At 47.1% G+C, this 18,437-nt stretch carries 21 protein-coding genes; 11 read left to right on the forward strand and 10 right to left on the reverse strand.

Annotated elements, in window-relative coordinates; all coding sequences use genetic code 11:
- Window positions 1-49: 49 nt before the first annotated feature.
- From ACMXYW_RS13570 to ACMXYW_RS13585, 4 genes are all read right to left on the reverse strand, one after another.
- The gene (locus ACMXYW_RS13570; protein ID WP_415882328.1) at window positions 50-517 is read right to left on the reverse strand and encodes an FKBP-type peptidyl-prolyl cis-trans isomerase; all 468 of its coding nucleotides are present in this window, start codon (window positions 515-517) and stop codon (window positions 50-52) included.
- A 12-nt stretch (window positions 518-529) separates the two neighbouring features.
- Complete coding sequence (locus ACMXYW_RS13575; protein WP_415904397.1) at window positions 530-1,207, reverse strand: alpha/beta hydrolase; 678 nt, start codon at window positions 1,205-1,207, stop codon at window positions 530-532.
- Window positions 1,204-1,851: a pyridoxamine 5'-phosphate oxidase gene (gene pdxH, locus ACMXYW_RS13580; RefSeq protein ID WP_415885702.1), complete on the reverse strand. Its 648-nt coding sequence runs from the start codon at window positions 1,849-1,851 to the stop codon at window positions 1,204-1,206. The genes ACMXYW_RS13575 and pdxH overlap by 4 nt, the downstream gene beginning before the upstream one ends.
- An 83-nt stretch (window positions 1,852-1,934) precedes the next feature.
- Window positions 1,935-2,777 carry a fructosamine kinase family protein gene (locus ACMXYW_RS13585; protein WP_415904398.1) on the reverse strand — a complete coding sequence of 281 codons (843 nt, stop codon included), beginning with the start codon at window positions 2,775-2,777 and terminating at the stop codon, window positions 1,935-1,937.
- Between the two features lie 82 nt (window positions 2,778-2,859).
- On the opposite strand from ACMXYW_RS13585, the gene ACMXYW_RS13590 reads away from it, so the two are divergent.
- Complete coding sequence (locus ACMXYW_RS13590; RefSeq protein ID WP_415904399.1) at window positions 2,860-3,546, forward strand: hypothetical protein; 687 nt, start codon at window positions 2,860-2,862, stop codon at window positions 3,544-3,546.
- Window positions 3,547-3,579: 33 nt separating this feature from the next.
- Here ACMXYW_RS13590 and ACMXYW_RS13595 read toward each other — a convergent pair whose 3' ends face one another.
- Genes ACMXYW_RS13595 through ACMXYW_RS13605 form a run of 3 tightly spaced genes read right to left on the reverse strand, consistent with a single transcriptional unit; the run spans window position 3,580 to window position 6,109 of the window.
- Window positions 3,580-4,230: a DUF2959 domain-containing protein gene (locus ACMXYW_RS13595; protein WP_415904400.1), complete on the reverse strand. Its 651-nt coding sequence runs from the start codon at window positions 4,228-4,230 to the stop codon at window positions 3,580-3,582.
- An 8-nt stretch (window positions 4,231-4,238) separates the two neighbouring features.
- Window positions 4,239-5,243, reverse strand: coding sequence for a hypothetical protein (locus ACMXYW_RS13600; RefSeq protein ID WP_415904401.1), 1,005 nt, complete (start codon window positions 5,241-5,243; stop codon window positions 4,239-4,241).
- Between the two features lie 17 nt (window positions 5,244-5,260).
- A complete protein-coding gene (locus ACMXYW_RS13605; protein WP_415904402.1) occupies window positions 5,261-6,109 on the reverse strand; it encodes an alpha/beta fold hydrolase in 849 nt (282 codons plus the stop codon).
- Between the two features lie 141 nt (window positions 6,110-6,250).
- Here ACMXYW_RS13605 and ACMXYW_RS13610 point away from each other — a divergent pair, with 141 nt between their 5' ends.
- Together ACMXYW_RS13610 and ACMXYW_RS13615 are read left to right on the forward strand one after the other, a co-directional pair.
- Window positions 6,251-7,549, forward strand: a complete 1,299-nt coding sequence (locus ACMXYW_RS13610) for an efflux RND transporter periplasmic adaptor subunit (RefSeq protein ID WP_415904403.1) — start codon at window positions 6,251-6,253, stop codon at window positions 7,547-7,549.
- The gene (locus ACMXYW_RS13615; RefSeq protein WP_415904404.1) at window positions 7,542-10,721 is read left to right on the forward strand and encodes an efflux RND transporter permease subunit; all 3,180 of its coding nucleotides are present in this window, start codon (window positions 7,542-7,544) and stop codon (window positions 10,719-10,721) included. The genes ACMXYW_RS13610 and ACMXYW_RS13615 overlap by 8 nt, the downstream gene beginning before the upstream one ends.
- Here ACMXYW_RS13615 and ACMXYW_RS13620 read toward each other — a convergent pair.
- Window positions 10,714-11,061: a PilZ domain-containing protein gene (locus ACMXYW_RS13620; RefSeq protein WP_415904405.1), complete on the reverse strand. Its 348-nt coding sequence runs from the start codon at window positions 11,059-11,061 to the stop codon at window positions 10,714-10,716. The genes ACMXYW_RS13615 and ACMXYW_RS13620 overlap by 8 nt on opposite strands.
- A 229-nt stretch (window positions 11,062-11,290) precedes the next feature.
- Between ACMXYW_RS13620 and dapC the strand changes: the two genes are divergently transcribed.
- The 7 genes from dapC to ACMXYW_RS13655 all read left to right on the forward strand — a co-directional run bounded on the left by dapC (window position 11,291) and on the right by ACMXYW_RS13655 (window position 16,742).
- Entirely contained in the window at window positions 11,291-12,487 is a 1,197-nt protein-coding gene (gene dapC / locus ACMXYW_RS13625) for a succinyldiaminopimelate transaminase (protein WP_415904406.1), read from the forward strand.
- A 20-nt stretch (window positions 12,488-12,507) separates the two neighbouring features.
- Window positions 12,508-12,852: an ArsC family reductase gene (locus ACMXYW_RS13630; protein ID WP_415896925.1), complete on the forward strand. Its 345-nt coding sequence runs from the start codon at window positions 12,508-12,510 to the stop codon at window positions 12,850-12,852.
- A gap of 52 nt (window positions 12,853-12,904) precedes the next feature.
- Complete coding sequence (gene dapD, locus ACMXYW_RS13635; protein WP_415904407.1) at window positions 12,905-13,936, forward strand: 2,3,4,5-tetrahydropyridine-2,6-dicarboxylate N-succinyltransferase; 1,032 nt, start codon at window positions 12,905-12,907, stop codon at window positions 13,934-13,936.
- 182 nt (window positions 13,937-14,118) lie between these two features.
- Window positions 14,119-15,264 carry a succinyl-diaminopimelate desuccinylase gene (gene dapE, locus ACMXYW_RS13640; RefSeq protein WP_415885714.1) on the forward strand — a complete coding sequence of 382 codons (1,146 nt, stop codon included), beginning with the start codon at window positions 14,119-14,121 and terminating at the stop codon, window positions 15,262-15,264.
- Window positions 15,265-15,266: 2 nt separating this feature from the next.
- Entirely contained in the window at window positions 15,267-16,097 is an 831-nt protein-coding gene (locus tag ACMXYW_RS13645; RefSeq protein WP_415904408.1) for a putative RNA methyltransferase, read from the forward strand.
- Entirely contained in the window at window positions 16,094-16,366 is a 273-nt protein-coding gene (locus ACMXYW_RS13650) for a hypothetical protein (protein ID WP_415882345.1), read from the forward strand. The genes ACMXYW_RS13645 and ACMXYW_RS13650 overlap by 4 nt, the downstream gene beginning before the upstream one ends.
- A complete protein-coding gene (locus tag ACMXYW_RS13655) occupies window positions 16,359-16,742 on the forward strand; it encodes a hypothetical protein (protein ID WP_415882346.1) in 384 nt (127 codons plus the stop codon). Before ACMXYW_RS13650 ends, ACMXYW_RS13655 begins: the two co-directional genes overlap by 8 nt.
- Window positions 16,743-16,763: 21 nt before the next feature.
- On the opposite strand, the gene ACMXYW_RS13660 is transcribed toward ACMXYW_RS13655, so the two are convergent.
- Window positions 16,764-17,195: a hypothetical protein gene (locus ACMXYW_RS13660; RefSeq protein WP_415904409.1), complete on the reverse strand. Its 432-nt coding sequence runs from the start codon at window positions 17,193-17,195 to the stop codon at window positions 16,764-16,766.
- 114 nt (window positions 17,196-17,309) lie between these two features.
- On the opposite strand from ACMXYW_RS13660, the gene greB reads away from it, so the two are divergent.
- Window positions 17,310-17,816, forward strand: a complete 507-nt coding sequence (gene greB / locus ACMXYW_RS13665; RefSeq protein WP_415904410.1) for a transcription elongation factor GreB — start codon at window positions 17,310-17,312, stop codon at window positions 17,814-17,816.
- Window positions 17,817-17,830: 14 nt separating this feature from the next.
- Here greB and ACMXYW_RS13670 read toward each other — a convergent pair whose 3' ends face one another.
- Complete coding sequence (locus ACMXYW_RS13670; protein WP_415904411.1) at window positions 17,831-18,385, reverse strand: GNAT family N-acetyltransferase; 555 nt, start codon at window positions 18,383-18,385, stop codon at window positions 17,831-17,833.
- Between the last annotated feature and the right edge of the window lie 52 nt (window positions 18,386-18,437).

Genomic DNA, 18,437 nt, shown 5'->3' on the forward strand with positions numbered 1-18,437 from the left:
ACAGCAAACCATCAAGCATAATGAGTTATGCCTTAATCGAAGCTGACCCTTAAAGCTCTACACGGCCGGCAGATAGCTCGTCTTCTGTCGGCTCCCGCACTTCGATTACTTCAACAGCATAGTTCAATTCAAGCCCAGCAAAAGGATGGTTCGCATCCACTGTCACTTCATCAGCATCGATGTTTGTGATGCCAACTAGCTGCAATTCACCTTTATCATCTTCCATCTGACACACCATACCGACTTCCAACTGATCAAAGCCAGCAAAGGATTCACGACTAATTACCTGCACCTTAGCTTCATCACGCTGACCATAGCCCTGCTCAGGTGATAGGGTAACTTCAAACTTATCCCCAACTTCACGGCCTTCTAACGCCGCTTCTAGGCCAGGCACAATGTTTTTATGACCATGTAGATACGGAAGCGCTTCTCTATCACGAGAGTCATCCAACACATCACCAGCATTGTTTTTTAGCGCGTAGTGAAAAGACACTACCTTGTTGTTTTCTACTTTCATTTTTATCTCCGATTAAACCGCTAGTCTTTGCGACATCCAGCGGCCTAAAGCTTCTATCTCTTCAATCGCGACTTCATGACCGATTGGATACGCATTCCAACTCGGCTGATAATTCATATTTTCTAGGTTGGCATAAGCTTGCTCACCTAATTGAACAGGTACAACCTGATCCACCGTACCGTGAGCAACCCAGATAGGCAGTTCCTTATTGGCATCAGTGCGAGACGCTTCGATCTCTTCTTCTGTTGCCATGTAAGTAGACAGAGCAACCAGCCCCGCCAAAGGTTCAGCGAAGGTTAGCGCTGTCTGATACGCAACGGCACCGCCTTGAGAGAAACCAACCAACAGGATTTTATCCGCAGGGATACCCTGAGCAATCTGCTCATTCACCAAGTTAGCAATTCGCTGACTGGATTTAAGCAATGAAGCTTTATCAACCTTACGGTCAATATTCATCTCTAAAATGTCATACCAGGCACGCATCTCCATGCCACCATTGACGGTAACAGGCATGATCTCAGCATGAGGGAAAAGAAACCTAACATTTAGGTTCTCTGGAAGACGCAGGTAAGGAACAATAGGCTGAAAATCAAAGCCATCAGCACCTAGGCCATGCAACCAGATAACACAGGCTGTAGCTTCGCCTTGAGGCTCTACGCTAACTAAGGTTTGCTCTGTTTCTTGGCTCATGGCTGCAACCTCTCAATCTGCCACTCTTGATCAACTAAATTGAACTGGAAACGATCATGTAAACGGCTCTCTCGGCCCTGCCAAAACTCAAAACGTGTAGGTTTGAGAATATAACCGCCCCATTCTGGTGGGTGAGGGATATCACCTTCTGGATATTGATCAGCAAGGTTCTGCACTGCTTGCTCCAAAGCTTCACGGCTTTCTACAGGGTGACTTTGGCAAGACGCAGCTGCACTCAAACGGCTACCTAGCGGGCGCGCGTTGAAATACTGCTTACCCTGTTCAAGGCTTAATTTTTCTACCTGACCACGGATACGCACCTGACGCTCTAAGCCATACCAATAAAACATGATTTCGGCTTGAGGATTTTCAGACAGGTCATCCCCTTTCTGACTACGGTAATCGGTATACCAAGCAAAGCCCTGCTCATCAAAATGCTTCAGCAACACGATCCTTGCAGCAGGCATTCCATCTTTAGAAGCTGTGGCCAATGTCATCGACGTCGCATCATCTGGAGATACCTCCAGTGCATCATCCATCCACTTGGCAAACTGTGCGACAGGATCTTTGATCAGATCGTCACGTCGCAGAGGCTGCGCCAGATATTCACGGCGTTCAGCCGTTAGGTCACCTTTATTCGTCATACAAGTCTCTTGCAAGAAAGGTTAATCAAGAAATGTGCTGCAACTATAGCACTAATCAAGGTCGCAAAAATACGTTTAGTCCACTACCTAAACTTTGCTACAACACCCATCACATCAGCTCTATAGCTTTCCCCAAACAGCAACAGATGGTTTAACAAATGCCATAAATTGTACAAAGAGAATCGCTCTTTCCACCCAGAGTGCAGTGGCGCTACTTCCTGATAGGCGCTATACAAGTCCGATCTAAAACCGCCAAAGAGATCCGTCATCGCAAGGTCGGCCTCAGGCCACCCCCAATAGACCGCAGGGTCTATTAACACTGGCTTACCTTGACTATTAGCAATCACATTCCCGGACCATAGATCGCCATGCAATAAAGCGGGACTCTGATCTGGAACTAATTGTTTTAGCCGCTTATTGATCGACTCAATACCCTCAATGATCTCTGTATCAATGAGGCCACGGTCGTAACAGAGGCGCGCCAAGTATCCGAAACGGTGTTCCGCATAAAACTCAAAGCCATCGTAGAGCTGCGAATTAGGCTGTTCTGTTGGACCACAGAAGGTGTTTTGAGTGAAACCAAAGGAAGGAGCAGGCATTTGATGCAAGTTAGCCAACTGCCGCCCTAGGACCTGATCGAAGTCTTCTGCCTTGGGAGATTGCTCAATAAACTCTAAGATCAATCCATCCCGATCAAACCGGATCACCTTTGGTGTGGATAGCTCAGTACAAGCAGATAAAGCCTGTAACCCCGCCGCTTCAGCCTTAAACATCCTTTCGTTTGCATGACTAACGGACTTTACGAAGAGCTGCTGACCATCACTCAGCACCACCCGTTTAGCCGAAGCAATACAGCCACCAGAGAGACTCTCTTCACGAACGATTCTTAGCCCTTGCTGCTCAATCCAGCTCTGTAAACTTTTCACTGTCGTCCAGCCTCCTCTTGAATCGTCTATCCCTATACCTTTATAGTTTTAGGAACTTTACTACGCATCAATAAGGGATCCTATGCGTCTGTTACTACTCTCTATGGTACTTATCTTTACCGCTGGTTGTATGGATAAAAATGCCAAACCGTTTGACGTTAAAAACCTAGCTAAATCCGATATCGATATGGTCGCGGATATCAACCTCAAAACCCTACGCAAACTCAGCCGTGATCTAACGATAAAACTCTATAAACGCAATCCTAAAGAGCTGCAAAAAGTCTCAGGGATGACAGTAGAGAAGCGTTTAGAACAACTATTCCCTATCACTCGTTTAGCGGACGGATTCCCAGAACTGGGCCAGAAAGATGGAGCCGACGCAGTGCCTTTAGCATTTTCTGATAACTATCAAGGTGATCGTGTATTTGCCCTGATGGCGGGTGTTACAGGCATGCTAGACAAAGCCTATAACGGCAAGAAAGAGATCTTTATTCTGGATGAATTAGATCAACAGAAGCTCTATAACTCTGCTCGTAATTTAGAATCCGTGGCTTGGCACCTGAATAACCGCAAAGACCCGCAAGGTAACTTATACATTCTGAGTAATGGTATTTCAGAAGAAGGGATTACTAATTACAGCTACGAACGAATTTTAGGCAAACTGATTGGCACGCAGGATTTGATGGCGGATGTGATTGCCGATAAGACAAACCGCACCATAAATCGTGTTGTTCATGGCGCGGCTTCTATGACGTTCTTCCCTATCTAACCCTAGGTCAAGAAGGGGACTAGGAACAGAAGATTAGCCTTGTTCCATCTGTTTGATAAAGCGATCCGAATCTGCGATCGCTTTTTCCATATCACGTACTAACAGATCAATATTGCTTTTGATGCCGCGATACTCGGCTTTAAGGGAGCCTATCGCTTGGGCATTAAGGTTATGTTTTAGGAATAGCACATTGTCCTGTAGCGCGCTTAGCACCGGCGGCATACGCTTTTCTGCACGCTTAAGGGAGCGAAGTAACTCTGCGTAACGGACTTTAGTGCTGCGCAGTTTAGCCGCACTTTGATCTCTTAATTTGCGGTTAGAGTACTTGGTCAGTTCCTCTTCCCACTCTTCAAATAGATCTTCAGAAACCTGCTCTACTTTTTTGATACGCGCCGTAACATCCTCTGCCGCTGCAACGCTGTCGTCGTACTCAGCTTGTAGGCGGTTATAGACTGCATCCAGCTCACCGCCATCAAAGCTCACGACAGAACGAAACTGTTCTAAGGCGTCTTTAAACTGCTCTTGCGCATCTTCTTGAGACTCACGTGCGTCTTCGACACGATCAACTAAGATATCGCGCTTATGGATACCCACCTGCTCCATCGCAGAGTAATACGCGCTCTGACAGCCAACTAACGCAACCATCAGGATCGATAAAAAGCCTAACTTAACTTTGGAAATCATTTCTGTCCTTAACCACAACTCTGTAGAGGGTTATTAATCATAATCTCAGCGATCTTATGATTGTCATTGAGGCATAGAGTGACATCTGCCCTTTGCGGCATCTCTTCTAACATGTGACGAGTCAGTCGCTCATAATGCTGTATAAAACTTTTGATCTGCTCTTCATCCATGATGCGCAGATGCTCTGTTGGCTGCTGCGTGTCGTAGATGTATTTCACTCGCTCAGCGAGCTTTTTCTCTTGCAGAGAACGCCATTCAAATACTGCATCCATGCTCGGTACTTTCAACATCACCAAGACATCCAACATGGAGTACAGAGCCTGATAAGGGCCACCCAACTGAGTGTTCACGTATTCACGCCACTCTCCGTTAGGATCCTTCTCCTGCTCTAATTCATTAATCGCATCCACCAACTCCTCTGGCTTTTGCGGATCAGCACCTACACACCAACCTTCTAGGACGATGACATCCGCTGGCCCAACCCACTCCTGCCATACCGACGCCTGACAGCGATCATCCGTCGATTTATCGAACACAGGGATTTTGGTGACACTCTCATCGGTACTGTTCTTAAGAGAGTTTAAGATTTCGATACCTAGATCTACATCATGCGTGCCAGGCACGCCTCGGGTACGAAGCAGAGGATGGATTGTTTCAGAAAGCTCAACACGCTCATTGTAGGTTTTGTATAGATCGTCGATAGAAAAACCAACGACCTTCAAACCGAACCCTTCGGTCAGAATAACTTCCAACAGATTGAATAGTGTCGATTTACCAGCACCTTGAGCACCATTGATACCGATAACTAAAGGGCCATCTTTTTGCCGTTTACGACAAGTAATCCACGCACCTAGAGGCACATAGATCGCCTCAAACATGTCCACCAGACCGATATCTACTTTCAACGATTCCAATGTCGAAGCAAATGCCTTCTCTACCGCAGCAACTGCATCCTCACGCTCACGGTAACTCAAACACAACTGATCTTGGGGCCAGCGAGTTATTACGCCCATAGATAGTTCCTCTACGATTAATCTTTACGGTGTTCACGTAACCAGTTTTGTACTTGATGAATCTGCTCTGATTCCATCAAGGATGGCACGTGAGGGATACCCGGAATGGAGATTAGCTCTAGTTTATCGTTTGCCTGCATCTTACGCACGGTTTCTTCCTGCAAGACATCCGATTCTTCACCCCAAATCAGTAACTGCGGGATATTAATCGCCGACCATACGGGCCAAAGGTCGACATCCTCTGATGAAGCATCCGCGGTAGCTTGTGCAATAGCGGGGTCGTAATGAAGATGGTAAACCTCATTTTCATCTAAGCGCGAACCATGCTTAGCAAGGTGGTGCCACTGTCGGTCAGTCAGATGCTTAAAAGATTCATAAGTATCGCGCATATAGGCCTCAACCTCAGATAGAGACTGGAACTGCTTGTCACCCAGATACTCAGAGATGCGCTTAAGGGAGCTGGCGGGAACAAACGCCCCTATATCATTGAGCACTAGATGTTTGATTGGCGAGTTCGGCAGAGCGGCTAAGCACATACCAATAATCCCGCCCATCGAGGTACCTACCCAGTCCACCTTATCTACATTTAAACGCGCTAAAAGCGCTGTAATATCATTAAGATACTGAGGTATGCCATACACCTGCCCAGCAGGCAACCAATCGCTTTCTCCACGCCCAACAATATCAGGACAGATCACACGGTAATCACGAGACAAAGCCAAGGCTAGCTCATCAAAGTCGCGGCTATTACGTGCTAAACCATGCACACAGACGATCACTCGATCGTTCTCGGCGCTTCCCCATTCGTGATACACCATCTGATGAAATCCAACAGGGTTTAAACAACGTATGCTATCCGTATGCATAGGGCCTCCTGATTTAAGCAATTTCAATAAGTTAGCATGCACACTAAAATTGTAAAGAAACGCAACAATTGCTGAACCTGTAGATCATATTCAGCTACTATGTTCCTAAGTCACATTTCCACCTGAGCAATGGAAAACAATATGAGCAGCACTACCTCATCTAGTTCATCTATTTGGATTAGGCGATTGATCCCTCTGATTATCTTTGCCTTCGCCTGCGGGGTCTTCTATTTCCTTAAAAGTACCAAACCTCAGGCTCCTTCGAAAAAGATCGAAGAGAAAGTATGGAGCGTAAAAACCATCTCGGCAGAACCCAGTATCCACCAGCCTAACCTCGTTCTATACGGCAAAGTCGAATCTCCACGCATGACCCATATCACCGCGGCTGTCACAGCTTTTGTCGAGGCGGTAGATACCGATGAAGGTAAAAACATCGCCTTGAATGAAGCACTCATTCAGCTCGACAGCAGTGATGCTCAACTGCTAGTCGCGCAACGCCAAGCTGATGTCGATAGTTTTAAAGCACAGATTGATGCCGAAAAAATACGTTATCAAACTGATCAGAAATCATTAGCGATTGAACAAAAGCTACAGCAATTAAGCCTTAAAGCAGTTACTCGCTACCAAAACCTGATCAAACGTAAAGTAAGCAGTCAGGATCAACTTGATAGTGCACGTAGTGCATACCACCAGCAGACCCTAGCAGTCACTCAACGGGAACAAGCCATTGCTGATCACCCCAACCGTTTAGCTCAGCTAGAGTCACAATTAAAACGCGCCACAAGCCTTTTAGATGCGGCAATATTGGACCTTGATCGCACCGCCATTAAGGCACCGTTTATAGGCCGGGTTGCACGCTTACATGTAGCGCCTGGGAATCGCGTTCGTGCCGGTGATCCACTGCTAGATCTATATAGTACCGATCGTTTAGAAGTGCGTGCTCAAATCCCTAATAGAGTATTAGCTAACCTTCGCAATCGAGAAATAAACTCCGTCATTCAAGCTACCGCTCAGTTGGATGGAGAGACGCTAAAGCTAGAACTTGATCGCATCGCTGCCGAAGTTGATGGTGGTCGTGCCGGTGTTGACGCCCTCTTCAAAATCACCGACAAGCAAAATGTGCCTGAACCTGGCCGCTCCTTAGCGATCGCCGTAGATCTACCTGCTGTAGAACAGACAATCGCGCTTCCACCTATGGCGCTTTATGGTTTAAACCGTATCTATCTGCTCAAAGATGGTCGTATGCAAGGACTCGACGTTGAACGTATTGGTGACAGTAGTGATCAACAAGGTAACCCTGTTGTGCTTATTCGCAGCCCTCAGCTTTTGAGTGGTGACCAGATCATTACAACTCAACTGCCGAATGCTATTTCTGGACTCAGAGTTAAAGACGTAAACGCGCCCGAGGTAGTCGCTGCAACTGGTGCGAAAGATGAATAACTACCAAGGCCCACTGCAGAACCTCACTGCTGTTTTCGCAAGTCATCGCGTTGCTGCCAATCTATTCATGCTGCTGATGATTTTGGCCGGTATTTGGGGCCTAAATAAACTCAACACACAGTTCTTCCCATCGTTCGAACGCGATGTGATTACAGTTTCCGTACCTTGGAGTGGCGCGGCTGCAGAGGATATTGAGAGTTCAATCGTATTGCCTGTTGAGGAATCGCTAAAATCCCTCACAGGCATCGAAACCTTATATTCAACTGCAATCCAAGGCTCAGCCTCGATTCGTATAGAGGTGGATGAAGACAGTGACGTTGATTACCTCTTAGATGAGGTAAAGCAGAAGATAGACAATGTCCGTAGCGAGCTACCCTCTGATATCAACGAGCCACTGGTACAACGTATCCTGCGCTATGAGCAGATCGCCAGCCTTATCCTTAGCTCTTCAAATGGCTCCATAGAAGAGCTTCGCCCTTTTGCACAGCGTTTTGAACAAGAGCTATTAGATCGAGGTATCAACAAAGTCGACTTTACCGGCTTACCGGAAAAACAGATTCAAATAGAACTACCGGCGGCCCAACTCAATGAGTTGGATATGACAATGATGCAGGTAGCCAATAGCATCCGCCTACGCAGTTTAGACCTGCCAGCAGGTACCGCCGCCAAGGGTGATGGTTCACGTCAGATCCGCAGTCTAAATCAGCAAAGAGATGTAGAAGGCTTCCGCCAACTGCCGATTATTACCGACAGTAATGGCCGATTAGTCAGACTTGGTGATATCGCTGATGTATCTCTAGGCACTAAAGACAATCAGGTTCTTTTAAAATACAAAGGCGAACCTGCGGTCATGATTCGCCTTCGTCGAACCGAAAATCAAGACACGCTGAAATCGGCCGACATTCTCAATAAATGGATAGAGGAAACGCGTCCGACACTGCCATCTAACATCACTATGGTTACCTATGATGAGCGTTGGCAACCGGTTCAACAGCGTATCAATCTACTGCTGAAAAACGGCTTAGGTGGTTTGATCCTAGTGATCGCCATTCTGTTTCTATTCCTTAATGCTCGCGTAGCGTTTTGGGTCACCATCGGTATCCCGGTCTCCTTTATGGCCACGCTAGCTATCCTTTATGGCATTGGCGGCACCATCAATATGATCAGCCTGTTTGGCTTGATCATGGCACTGGGGATAATCGTAGATGATGCCATTGTGGTCGGAGAAGACACCCTAACCCACGTGCAACGTGGCGAACCGGGATTACAGGCCGCCATCGGCGGTGCTCATCGCATGTTGGCTCCGGTTATGGCTTCGTCGATGACAACCATCGCAGCCTTCTTGCCGCTACTTCTGATCGGCGGGCATATCGGCAGCATTCTTATTGATATTCCAACTGTGGTGATCTGTGTAATTCTGGCATCACTCGTTGAGTGCTTCCTAATTTTGCCAGGACACCTGCACCACAGCATCAAGAAAGCAGAAGACCTTCATCCTTCGAAGTTACGTATTCGCTTAGATGATGGCTTTAACCGTTTTAAAGATATCCACTTCCGTAAACTGGTGAAGTTTGCGATCAAATATCGCGGTGCGACCATCGCTAGCGCCTTTGCCGTGTTCATCATCGCCATAGGCTTAGTTTCTGGTGGGCGGATCAAATTCACCTTTTTCCCGGCCGTTGAACGCGATGTAATGACCGCCAATGTTCAGTTTGTTTCGGGTACTGACTTCGCAGAAGTTGAGCGCTTTGTGCAGCATCTGGACGAGACCTTAGCTGATGCCGATAAAGCCTTAGGCGGAGATAACATTAAAGTCGCCTTCCAGCGCTTACGTAATGCATCTTTCTCAAGAACCACCTCATCCAGTAGCCGCGGTGATGAATTTGCATCGCTGTTGGTAGAGTTTAATCCGGGTGATTATCGTAAATATTCCACCACTGAATTTAATAAAGAGTGGCGTAGCCGAATCCAAGTACCCGCAGGGGTAGAGAAATTCTCTATCGATGTCAGTACCAGCGGCCCACCAGGAAAGCCGATCGAGATAAAGCTATCTGGCACCGATATTCACCTGCTTAAACAAGCCTCTTTAGATCTTCAAGAGGTGCTAAAAGGCTATGTTGGCTTAAACAATATTGATGACGATCTCCCCTTTGGTAAATCGCAGCTGATCTACGCGCTAACACCTGCGGGGAAATCAGCAGGCATGACGTTGGACAGTGTCGGCCGACAACTACGTACCGCCTTTGATGGTATGGAAGTACAAAACTTCTATGATAATCGGGATGAAATTGAGGTACGTATCCAACTGCCGAAAGAGGAGCGAGATCGTCTTAGCAGCATAGAACAGCTTCCAATCGTACTACCGAATGGCGGTACAACACCGTTAAGCAATATTGTGACCTTTAGAGCGCAACAAGGCCTAGATACCTTAACCCGCGTGGATGGCAAACTTTCCATCAAAGTCACAGCAGATCTGGATGAAAGCGCAGCCAATGCAGATGAGATAATCGAAGACCTTAAAACTGGCAAACTCGATAGCGTGTTAAGCCAATACGGCATCGAAGCCAGCTTTGAAGGTAAGAATAAAAGTCAACGTGAAACACTGGATGATATGAAGCTCGGGCTTCTCCTCGCCCTGGTTCTGATCTTTATTATTCTGGCTTGGGTATTTGCGTCTTACAGTTGGCCAATCGCGGTAATGCTAGCAATCCCTCTAGGGCTGACCGGTGCGATTTTAGGCCATGGAATTATGGGCTTAAGCTTAACCATTTTGTCCCTATTCGGCTTCTTCGGCTTATCCGGTATCGTCATCAATGACTCAATCGTTTTGGTGACGTTCTATAAGCAACTAAGAAAACAGGGGCTGGCGATTGAAGAAGCAATAGAGGAAGCGGCCTGCCAACGTCTGCGTGCGGTACTGCTAACCTCGCTCACAACGATTGCTGGCCTAACACCGATTCTGTTTGAGACCTCCCTGCAAGCACAGTTCCTCATCCCGATGGCGGTATCAATAGTGTTCGGCTTAGCTTATGGCACATTGCTGATTCTTCTATTTGTGCCTGCAACATTGACCTATATCGAAAATATCCGTCAGTTTTTCGGTCTCAAAAGTCTAGATCTACCTGAAGAACCTAGTCTACCTGAAGAGGCTAGCCCTCAGGTGACTAGTTAAGTTTGGATTTAATAAAGCTCTGCAAACTTTCCGCGGCTTGGTCATCAATACTCAAAATGGCTAAGCCGTAGCGCATACAATGTTGAGATTGGCGCTGGTTGTACACCACTCGGCATAAGCAATGTACCGGCTGATTATTAAGACCAAAATGGACATAAATTTCTAGGGGAGCCCCGACAATAGGCGGTCTCAACTGGTTCATATCAGGCCCACCTTCAACCAACATTCCACCTAAACTGATGTTGATCAGAGTGACGTCAACAGAAACCCCATCTTGAGTGGAAAGTTCTGCTGGTATATTCGTATTGATACGCGGATATATTCGTCTTTCGGTAGTCATAAAACCCTACCTTTTTTGTGATATCCATCAGCATAGTTCGGTTTGATCATATCTTCACACCTATTCAAAGCCATAAACTGCGAAATACCGCCTAAAATCTACAAAAGGTTATATTTTAAGGCGAAAAATTAGGTCTTAATCCTAGTGCTGTTCTCAGGTATAATTTTGCGCCTAATTTTGCTTCATCTTTTCATTAGTGAGCCCCTGCTTGGGCACTTAAAGGACCCGTATGAATCGCGATCTGAGTCTGTTACAGCCATACCCATTTGAAAAATTGACTGCGCTGAAAGCGGAAGTAACACCGCCTTCGGATAAAGAGCACATCGCACTTTCTATCGGCGAACCGAAACACCCGTCACCTCCATTCGTGGCAGAGTGCCTAATTGAAAACATGGGCAAGCTGGCAAACTACCCTACAACTAAAGGGTTGCCAGAGCTACGCCAAGCAATTGCCGATTGGTGCACACGTCGCTTCAGCCTGAATGAAAACACGCTAACGGCTGACGATCACGTGCTGCCTGTTAACGGTACACGTGAAGCTATCTTCGCTTTTACACAAGCAGCAGTTAATCGCGCGCCTGACGCATTGGTGGTATCTCCAAACCCGTTTTATCAGATCTATGAAGGTGCAGCGTACCTATCTGGCGCAGAGCCATATTACCTAAACTGCCTGCCAGAAAACGACTTTATCCCTGATTACGACGCTGTACCGGAAGATGTATGGCAGCGCTGCCAGCTATTATTCCTATGTTCTCCAAGCAACCCAACAGGTGCAGTAACTGATCTGGAAACATTGAAGAAGTTGATAGCGCTTTCTGACAAATACGATTTCATCGTAGCATCTGATGAATGTTACTCCGAGATCTACCTAGACGAAGAGAACGCGCCAGTAGGTCTTCTACAAGCATGCGCAGAGCTTGGCCGTGACGATTACAAAAACTGTATTGTTATGCACAGCCTGTCCAAGCGCTCTAACCTACCGGGTCTACGCTCAGGCTTTGTTGCAGGCGATGCAAAACTGCTACAACCGTTCCTGTCTTACCGTACATACCACGGTTGCTCTATGCCGATTCAGCATCAGCTAGCGTCTATTGCAGCATGGAACGATGAAGATCACGTACTCGATAACCGTGACCAGTACCGTCACAAGTTCGACAGCGTTATCCGTATCCTAGAGCCTGTAATGGAAGTTCAGCGCCCAGATGCGAGCTTCTACCTGTGGGTTAAAACACCGATTGCTGATGATAAATTCGCACAAGGTTTGTTCGCTTCACAAAACGTAACTGTACTTCCGGGTAGCTACCTATCTCGCGAAACTGATGGCATCCTTCCGGGTGCGGGTTTTGTACGTATGGCACTAGTTGCAACCGTTGAGGAGTGCGTAGAAGCAGCAAATCGTATCCGCGAATACGTCGAATCACTTTAAGGCCGGAGATTAATCCCCATATGATTACTATGTATGGCATTCCTAACTGCGACACAATCAAGAAAGCTAAGAAATGGCTGGAAGCGAACGGTGTTGATTACCAGTTCCACGATTACCGCAAAAACGGCCTAGAAGAAGCACAGCTTAAAACTTGGGTCGATGAGCTAGGTTGGGAACTACTGCTAAATAAGCGCGGTACTACATGGCGTCAGCAGCCAGACGAAGTAAAGAACAATATTGATGAAGCCTCTGCCATTGCACTAATGCTGGAGCACCCAGCAATGATCAAGCGCCCGCTTCTGGATACCGGAAGTGAACGCAAAGTAGGTTTTAAAGATACAGAATACGCAGCGCTTTTCAGCTAAGCGCGCTGCAACAACGTAACGAATTTTAAATTTTATATTTCTGGAGAATATCATGGCGAATTTTGCATTCGGTTTGGGTGTAGGCACTAAGTCCTCTGCTGGCGAACTGCTAGAAGTTTATTATAACGCACCACTGCTGAACGCAGACGATGCGATGGTTAACGCTGTTGCTGAAAAAGTTGGCTACACAGGTGGCAACGCTGCAATCGAAATCAAAGAAACTCAGCTAAAAGATCTAGAAGCTGCATTCCTATCTGTAGGCGCTGAAGACCAAGCTGAAATCGTAGAGATCCTAGAAGGCACTCAACAGCCACTAGTACTTTGCATCCTTGAGTCTGACGAGAACCCAACAAGCACTGCCGAAGCTTACCTAAAGCTTTCTTTGCTTTCTCACCGTCTAGTTCAGCCACACGGTATCAACCTAACTGGTATCTTCGGTCTTCTACCAAACGTTGCTTGGACTAACGAAGGCGCTGTATCTCTAGACGACCTACCAAAGCGTCAGCTAGCTGCACGTGCTCAAGGCCGCGTTCTAACAGTTAACTCTGTTGATAAGTTCCCTAAAATGACTGATTACGTTGTACCTGCTGGTATCCGTATCGGTGATGCTTCTCGTGTACGTTTAGGTGCTCACGTAGGTGAAGGCACTACTGTAATGCACGAAGGCTTCGTAAACTTCAACGCTGGTACACTTGGCGTAAGCATGATCGAAGGCCGTATCTCTGCAGGTGTTGTTGTAGGTAACGGTTCTGACCTAGGTGGTGGCTGCTCTACTATGGGTACACTATCTGGCGGTAACAACGTCGTGATCTCTGTTGGCGAAAACTGCCTACTAGGCGCAAACGCAGGTCTAGGTCTACCACTAGGCGATCGTTGTACGCTAGAAGCGGGTCTATACGTAACAGCTGGCTCTAAAGTAACGATCCTTGACGATCAGAACAACGAAGTTAGCACGGTTAAAGCTGCTGACCTTGCTGGCAAGCCAGACCTATTGTTCCGTCGTAACTCTCAGAACGGTCGCATCGAAGTTAAGACTAACAAGTCTGCGATTGAGTTGAACGAAGAGCTACACAAGCACAACTAAAAGCTGGCTCTAAGCTATTGCGCTTGCTTATTCAGCGTTGGAGCTTAGTTCGGAATGCTCATTTACTACATGTAAACTCTGCTTCCTCACTAAGCTCCGCCTCGACTAAGCAGCACTCATAACGCTTAGCTTCCAGCTTTAGCCTTTCTCCATATCACGCGTCATCCTAACGGAACCTCACTATGACTCAGCACCTCTCTCCAACAATTGAATTGGCCAAAGACCTAATCAGCCGCCGCTCTGTAACACCTGAAGACGCAGGCTGTCAGGATCTCATGATTGAACGCTTAGAGGCCCTAGGCTTCAAAATTGAGCGCCTTCAATTTGAAGAGGTATCTAACTTCTGGGCTCGCCGTGGCGATTCTGGTCCAGTTTTCTGCTTTGCAGGTCATACTGACGTTGTTCCTTCTGGCCCTGAAGAGCGCTGGGAGTTCCCACCATTCGAAGCGCATATCGAACAAGGTATGCTTTGCGGTCGTGGCGCAGCGGATATGAAAGGCAGCCTAGCGGCATTCATTACAGCACTAGAGCGTTTTGTAGAACACCACCCAGATCACGATGGCTCTATCGCTCTTCTGATCACCAGTGACGAAGAAGGTCCATGGGTGAACGGGACGACTCGTGTAGTTGATCACCTGGAAGCACGTAACGAGAAAATCACTTGGTGTATCGTTGGTGAACCTTCAAGTACTGAGCACGTAGGCGATGTAATTAAGAACGGTCGTCGCGGCTCTCTAGGCGGCGCACTGACTGTTCGCGGTGTCCAAGGTCACGTTGCATACCCACACCTAGTAAAAAATCCAATTCACATGGCTGCGCCTGCATTGGCAGAACTAGCGGCTGAAGTTTGGGATGAAGGTAACGATTTCTTCCCACCAACAAGCTTTCAGATCTCTAATATCAACGGTGGTACAGGTGTAACCAACGTTGTACCAGGTCATGTGGATATCATGTTCAACTTCCGTTTCTCCACCGAAGTAACCGCAGATGAACTAAAAACCCGTGTTCGCGATATCCTAGACAAGCACAACCTAGAGTGGGATATCGACTGGACACTTTCTGGCAACCCATTCCTAACCGCTGAAGGCGATTTGGTTGAAGCATGTCAGCAATCGATTAAAGCAATCACAGGTCAGGATACTGAGCTATCCACGTCTGGTGGTACTTCTGATGGCCGCTTTATCGCACCAACAGGCGCACAGGTGGTTGAACTTGGCCCAATCAATGCGACTATCCACAAAGTGAACGAGCGGATCAGTTGCAAAGATCTAGATACCCTATCTGATCTTTACGAGAACGTTATGGCTCGCCTACTGGTTAAGGACTAGTCATGCAACTCACTTGCCCTGTTTGTAAATCCTTGCTTTCACAGCAGGGCAAAAATATGCGCTGCGAAAACAATCATAGTTTCGATGCAGCACGTCAGGGCTATTGGAATCTATTACTAGTCCACAAAAAGCGCTCAAAAGATCCGGGCGATAATACAGAGATGGTACAAGCCCGCCGTCAGTTTTTAGATGGCGGCTACTACCAAGCACTCTCCGACCAGATCAATCAGCTTGCTTTAGACGAAATAAAAGGCACAGAGAACGCTCGCATTTTAGATATGGGCTGCGGTGAAGGTTACTACACAGACCGTCTCCACCAGCACCTGTTATCCAACGGCCAATCTGTGGAGCTCACTGGCTTAGATATCTCCAAACATGCGGTAAAAGCTGCTTGTGCTCGAACCAAAGAGATTCAATGGTTAGTCGCTTCCGGTGCTGACACACCAGTACCGGATCAGTCGCTCGACCTACAACTGGTGCTCTTCAGCCGCTTAATGCCTGAAGCACTGGCTAAGCCCATGAAAGTCGGCAGCAGTTTAATTGTTGCTTGGCCGGGTGCCGATCATCTGATCGAACTACGCAAACTGATCTACAGTGAGATTAGAGAGAGCCACTTTAATCCGGTGGATACGCTAAAAGAGCAGTTTGAGTTATCTAAACAAATAACGGTTAACTACCAATTTTCTCTCAATAGCTCAGAGCAGATCAGCACCCTATTGGCTATGACCCCGCACGGCCAGCGCCTCAAAGCTGAAGCACAACAAAAGATCATCGACCAAGAACAGCTAGATCTCACCCTAGATGTGAATTTGGGCGTATTTACCCGCTTATGAAGCAAACCCTGAAACGCTGGCTAAAACATAGAGCCGACAACCCTCGCCAAAATTTAGTGATCTTTGGCATCGGCTTTGTCGCCTTCTTTGTCGGCGTACTTATCCTAGGCGCTGCCGAATTTGCATTGAAAAGCTCAGTAGCTCAAGAGATTCTTGCCCTGATTGGCTTGATCATCATAGTGGCAGGGATCATACTGGCGGCCATAGGTTATCTTAGCCTCAGCGTACTACGTATCATCCGTTTTATTAGCGACGACAAAAATGACTGACACCCGACACCCTGATATCGAAATCTACGTAAAGAATCGCTCTTTTGATTCAATCACTAATTGGCTTCAGTCACATGCAGACCAAATGGATATCATCTCCTCTAAAGGCAATATCCACGAGCTGAACCTTCGCTTCGGTGATCACTCCGTACCTGTCATGATCCACGAAAAAGTGGCCGGCAAAGCATGGGCTAGCGTATGGCTGAAATCAGATAAGAGCCCTTGGGCGCAAGACCTAGACTGCGCACATGCGGCATCCTCTGAGATGGACACACAAGTTCGAAGCATTGCTGGCGGCTGGAACGACGGCGATGATCCAGATGAATATTGGAAAGTAGAAGCGGGCGAAGCAGAAAAGATTCAGTGGCGTACTTAAACACCTGAATTAGTGACTAAATTAAGCTGCCGTACGGATCTGTGAACGGGAGCTTTCAATCTCATCGATCATCAACTGACCGGTCGACATCAACGCAACCTTAGCGTACTCATCTGACGATAATTGCTGCTGACGTGGCGTATTGCTATGGCTATGTAGATAGCCATTCACATAGGCAAAATCACCCACTAAACCGTCATGCACGGCCATATTCAATCGCTCTACAACCTGACTATCATGTAACTCATTTGGATCAGGGTATTTGGACTGGGTTTCCGGTAAACGAAACTCTGCATCCGACGCAGCAGGCACAGCATCTGGCTTCATCAACTGCTGGTTAGAATGAATCAAACTCAGCAGCATAGAGAACTGCGCACCACTACCACTCTGAACCGCTTGGCTCAGATTGGAGGTATAGCCCTCTATTCGAGTTTGAATCTGTTCTGTACGCATAAAGCCTATCTACAACCGGAATTAACAATCTAGTGTTGAAACTAGTGACGACTGTATCGGCAAAACGCTAAACTTCTTTACTGAAAATCACAGAAAAATTAGAGAAAAACCACCATGGGAAGATGGCGCCCCCCTCAACCTCGTAGTTCTAAATACATTACAGCCGAAGGCTATAAAGAGCTGAACGACGAGCTGAAATATCTTTGGAAGGTAAAACGTCCTGAAATTACCCAATCGGTAAAAGAAGCTGCCGCTCAAGGGGACCGCTCCGAGAACGCAGAATATATCTACGGTAAAAAGCAGCTGCGCGAAATTGACCGTCGCGTTCGTTACCTGTCCAAACGCTTAGAAGATATGGTGGTAGTAGACCGCGCTCCAACACCAGATAAACGCGATACCGTATTTTTCGGCGCTTGGGTAACACTCTTAGATGAAGAAGATGAAGAAAAACGCCACCGCATCGTCGGTCCTGATGAGATAGGTGCAGGCTCTGATTACATCTCTATGGATTCACCCCTCGCAAAGTTATTGCTGAAAAAGCAGCTTGGCGAAGAGGTTTGTTTACAGAAACCTGACGGCAGCGAAGTTTGGTACGAAATCACTAAGATCGAGTACGCTTAATATTGATCTAAAGCCTAAAGCGATCTAGCCCACTCATCGCGCGAGATTTTAAACAATACGTGTTCGTAGAGTGGGCTATCTGATGGTACAGCAGGGTGATTGAAGTTATCCCCAACATCACACAGCCCCAAACGTGTCATTAGCGCTTGAGAACGTGAGTTAGGCACTGCCGTAAATGACACCACCTCCTCAAGCTCCAACTCGACAAACGCAAACTCCAACACTTTCTTTGCCGCCTCAGTCGCGTAGCCCTTACCCCAAAACGCTTTACTCAACCGCCAACCCACCTCAACACAAGGCGTAAAAGGTAGCTCTATCAGAGGGCTATTCAAACCAACAAAGCCAATAAACTGCCCAGAAGCCTTCTCCTCAACAGCCCATAAACCCCAACCATTCACATCGATACGACGCTGCAGTTCAGTCGCCAATGCATCACTCTCCTCACGAGAAAGCGTACCCGGGAAATACTCCATCACATCAGAGTCGGAATTGATTTGCTCGAAGAATGGCTGGAAATCAGCGTCTAGCCAAGAGCGCAAGGTAAGTCGTTCGGTGGTTAGGATGCTCATGGTTACTGATGGTTTACGGGAGCTAGAAAATTTAGTTTGTCTGCTTTCGACA

The sequence above is a fragment of the Neptuniibacter sp. QD48_55 genome (assembly GCF_047778115.1).
Lineage (GTDB): Bacteria > Pseudomonadota > Gammaproteobacteria > Pseudomonadales > Balneatricaceae > Neptuniibacter.

Coding starts and splice junctions, on each gene's coding strand:
- ACMXYW_RS13670 (WP_415904411.1), bottom strand. CDS start 18,385: ATGAGCATCCTAACCACCGAACGACTTACCTTGCGCTCTTGGCTAGAC.
- ACMXYW_RS13630 (WP_415896925.1), top strand. CDS start 12,508: ATGATTACTATGTATGGCATTCCTAACTGCGACACAATCAAGAAAGCT.
- ACMXYW_RS13645 (WP_415904408.1), top strand. CDS start 15,267: ATGCAACTCACTTGCCCTGTTTGTAAATCCTTGCTTTCACAGCAGGGC.
- dapC (WP_415904406.1), top strand. CDS start 11,291: ATGAATCGCGATCTGAGTCTGTTACAGCCATACCCATTTGAAAAATTG.
- ACMXYW_RS13655 (WP_415882346.1), top strand. CDS start 16,359: ATGACTGACACCCGACACCCTGATATCGAAATCTACGTAAAGAATCGC.
- ACMXYW_RS13610 (WP_415904403.1), top strand. CDS start 6,251: ATGAGCAGCACTACCTCATCTAGTTCATCTATTTGGATTAGGCGATTG.
- ACMXYW_RS13605 (WP_415904402.1), bottom strand. CDS start 6,109: ATGCATACGGATAGCATACGTTGTTTAAACCCTGTTGGATTTCATCAG.
- greB (WP_415904410.1), top strand. CDS start 17,310: ATGGGAAGATGGCGCCCCCCTCAACCTCGTAGTTCTAAATACATTACA.
- dapD (WP_415904407.1), top strand. CDS start 12,905: ATGGCGAATTTTGCATTCGGTTTGGGTGTAGGCACTAAGTCCTCTGCT.
- ACMXYW_RS13660 (WP_415904409.1), bottom strand. CDS start 17,195: ATGCGTACAGAACAGATTCAAACTCGAATAGAGGGCTATACCTCCAAT.
- ACMXYW_RS13590 (WP_415904399.1), top strand. CDS start 2,860: ATGCGTCTGTTACTACTCTCTATGGTACTTATCTTTACCGCTGGTTGT.
- ACMXYW_RS13575 (WP_415904397.1), bottom strand. CDS start 1,207: ATGAGCCAAGAAACAGAGCAAACCTTAGTTAGCGTAGAGCCTCAAGGC.
- dapE (WP_415885714.1), top strand. CDS start 14,119: ATGACTCAGCACCTCTCTCCAACAATTGAATTGGCCAAAGACCTAATC.
- ACMXYW_RS13615 (WP_415904404.1), top strand. CDS start 7,542: ATGAATAACTACCAAGGCCCACTGCAGAACCTCACTGCTGTTTTCGCA.
- ACMXYW_RS13595 (WP_415904400.1), bottom strand. CDS start 4,230: ATGATTTCCAAAGTTAAGTTAGGCTTTTTATCGATCCTGATGGTTGCG.
- ACMXYW_RS13570 (WP_415882328.1), bottom strand. CDS start 517: ATGAAAGTAGAAAACAACAAGGTAGTGTCTTTTCACTACGCGCTAAAA.
- ACMXYW_RS13650 (WP_415882345.1), top strand. CDS start 16,094: ATGAAGCAAACCCTGAAACGCTGGCTAAAACATAGAGCCGACAACCCT.
- ACMXYW_RS13600 (WP_415904401.1), bottom strand. CDS start 5,243: ATGGGCGTAATAACTCGCTGGCCCCAAGATCAGTTGTGTTTGAGTTAC.
- pdxH (WP_415885702.1), bottom strand. CDS start 1,851: ATGACGAATAAAGGTGACCTAACGGCTGAACGCCGTGAATATCTGGCG.
- ACMXYW_RS13620 (WP_415904405.1), bottom strand. CDS start 11,061: ATGACTACCGAAAGACGAATATATCCGCGTATCAATACGAATATACCA.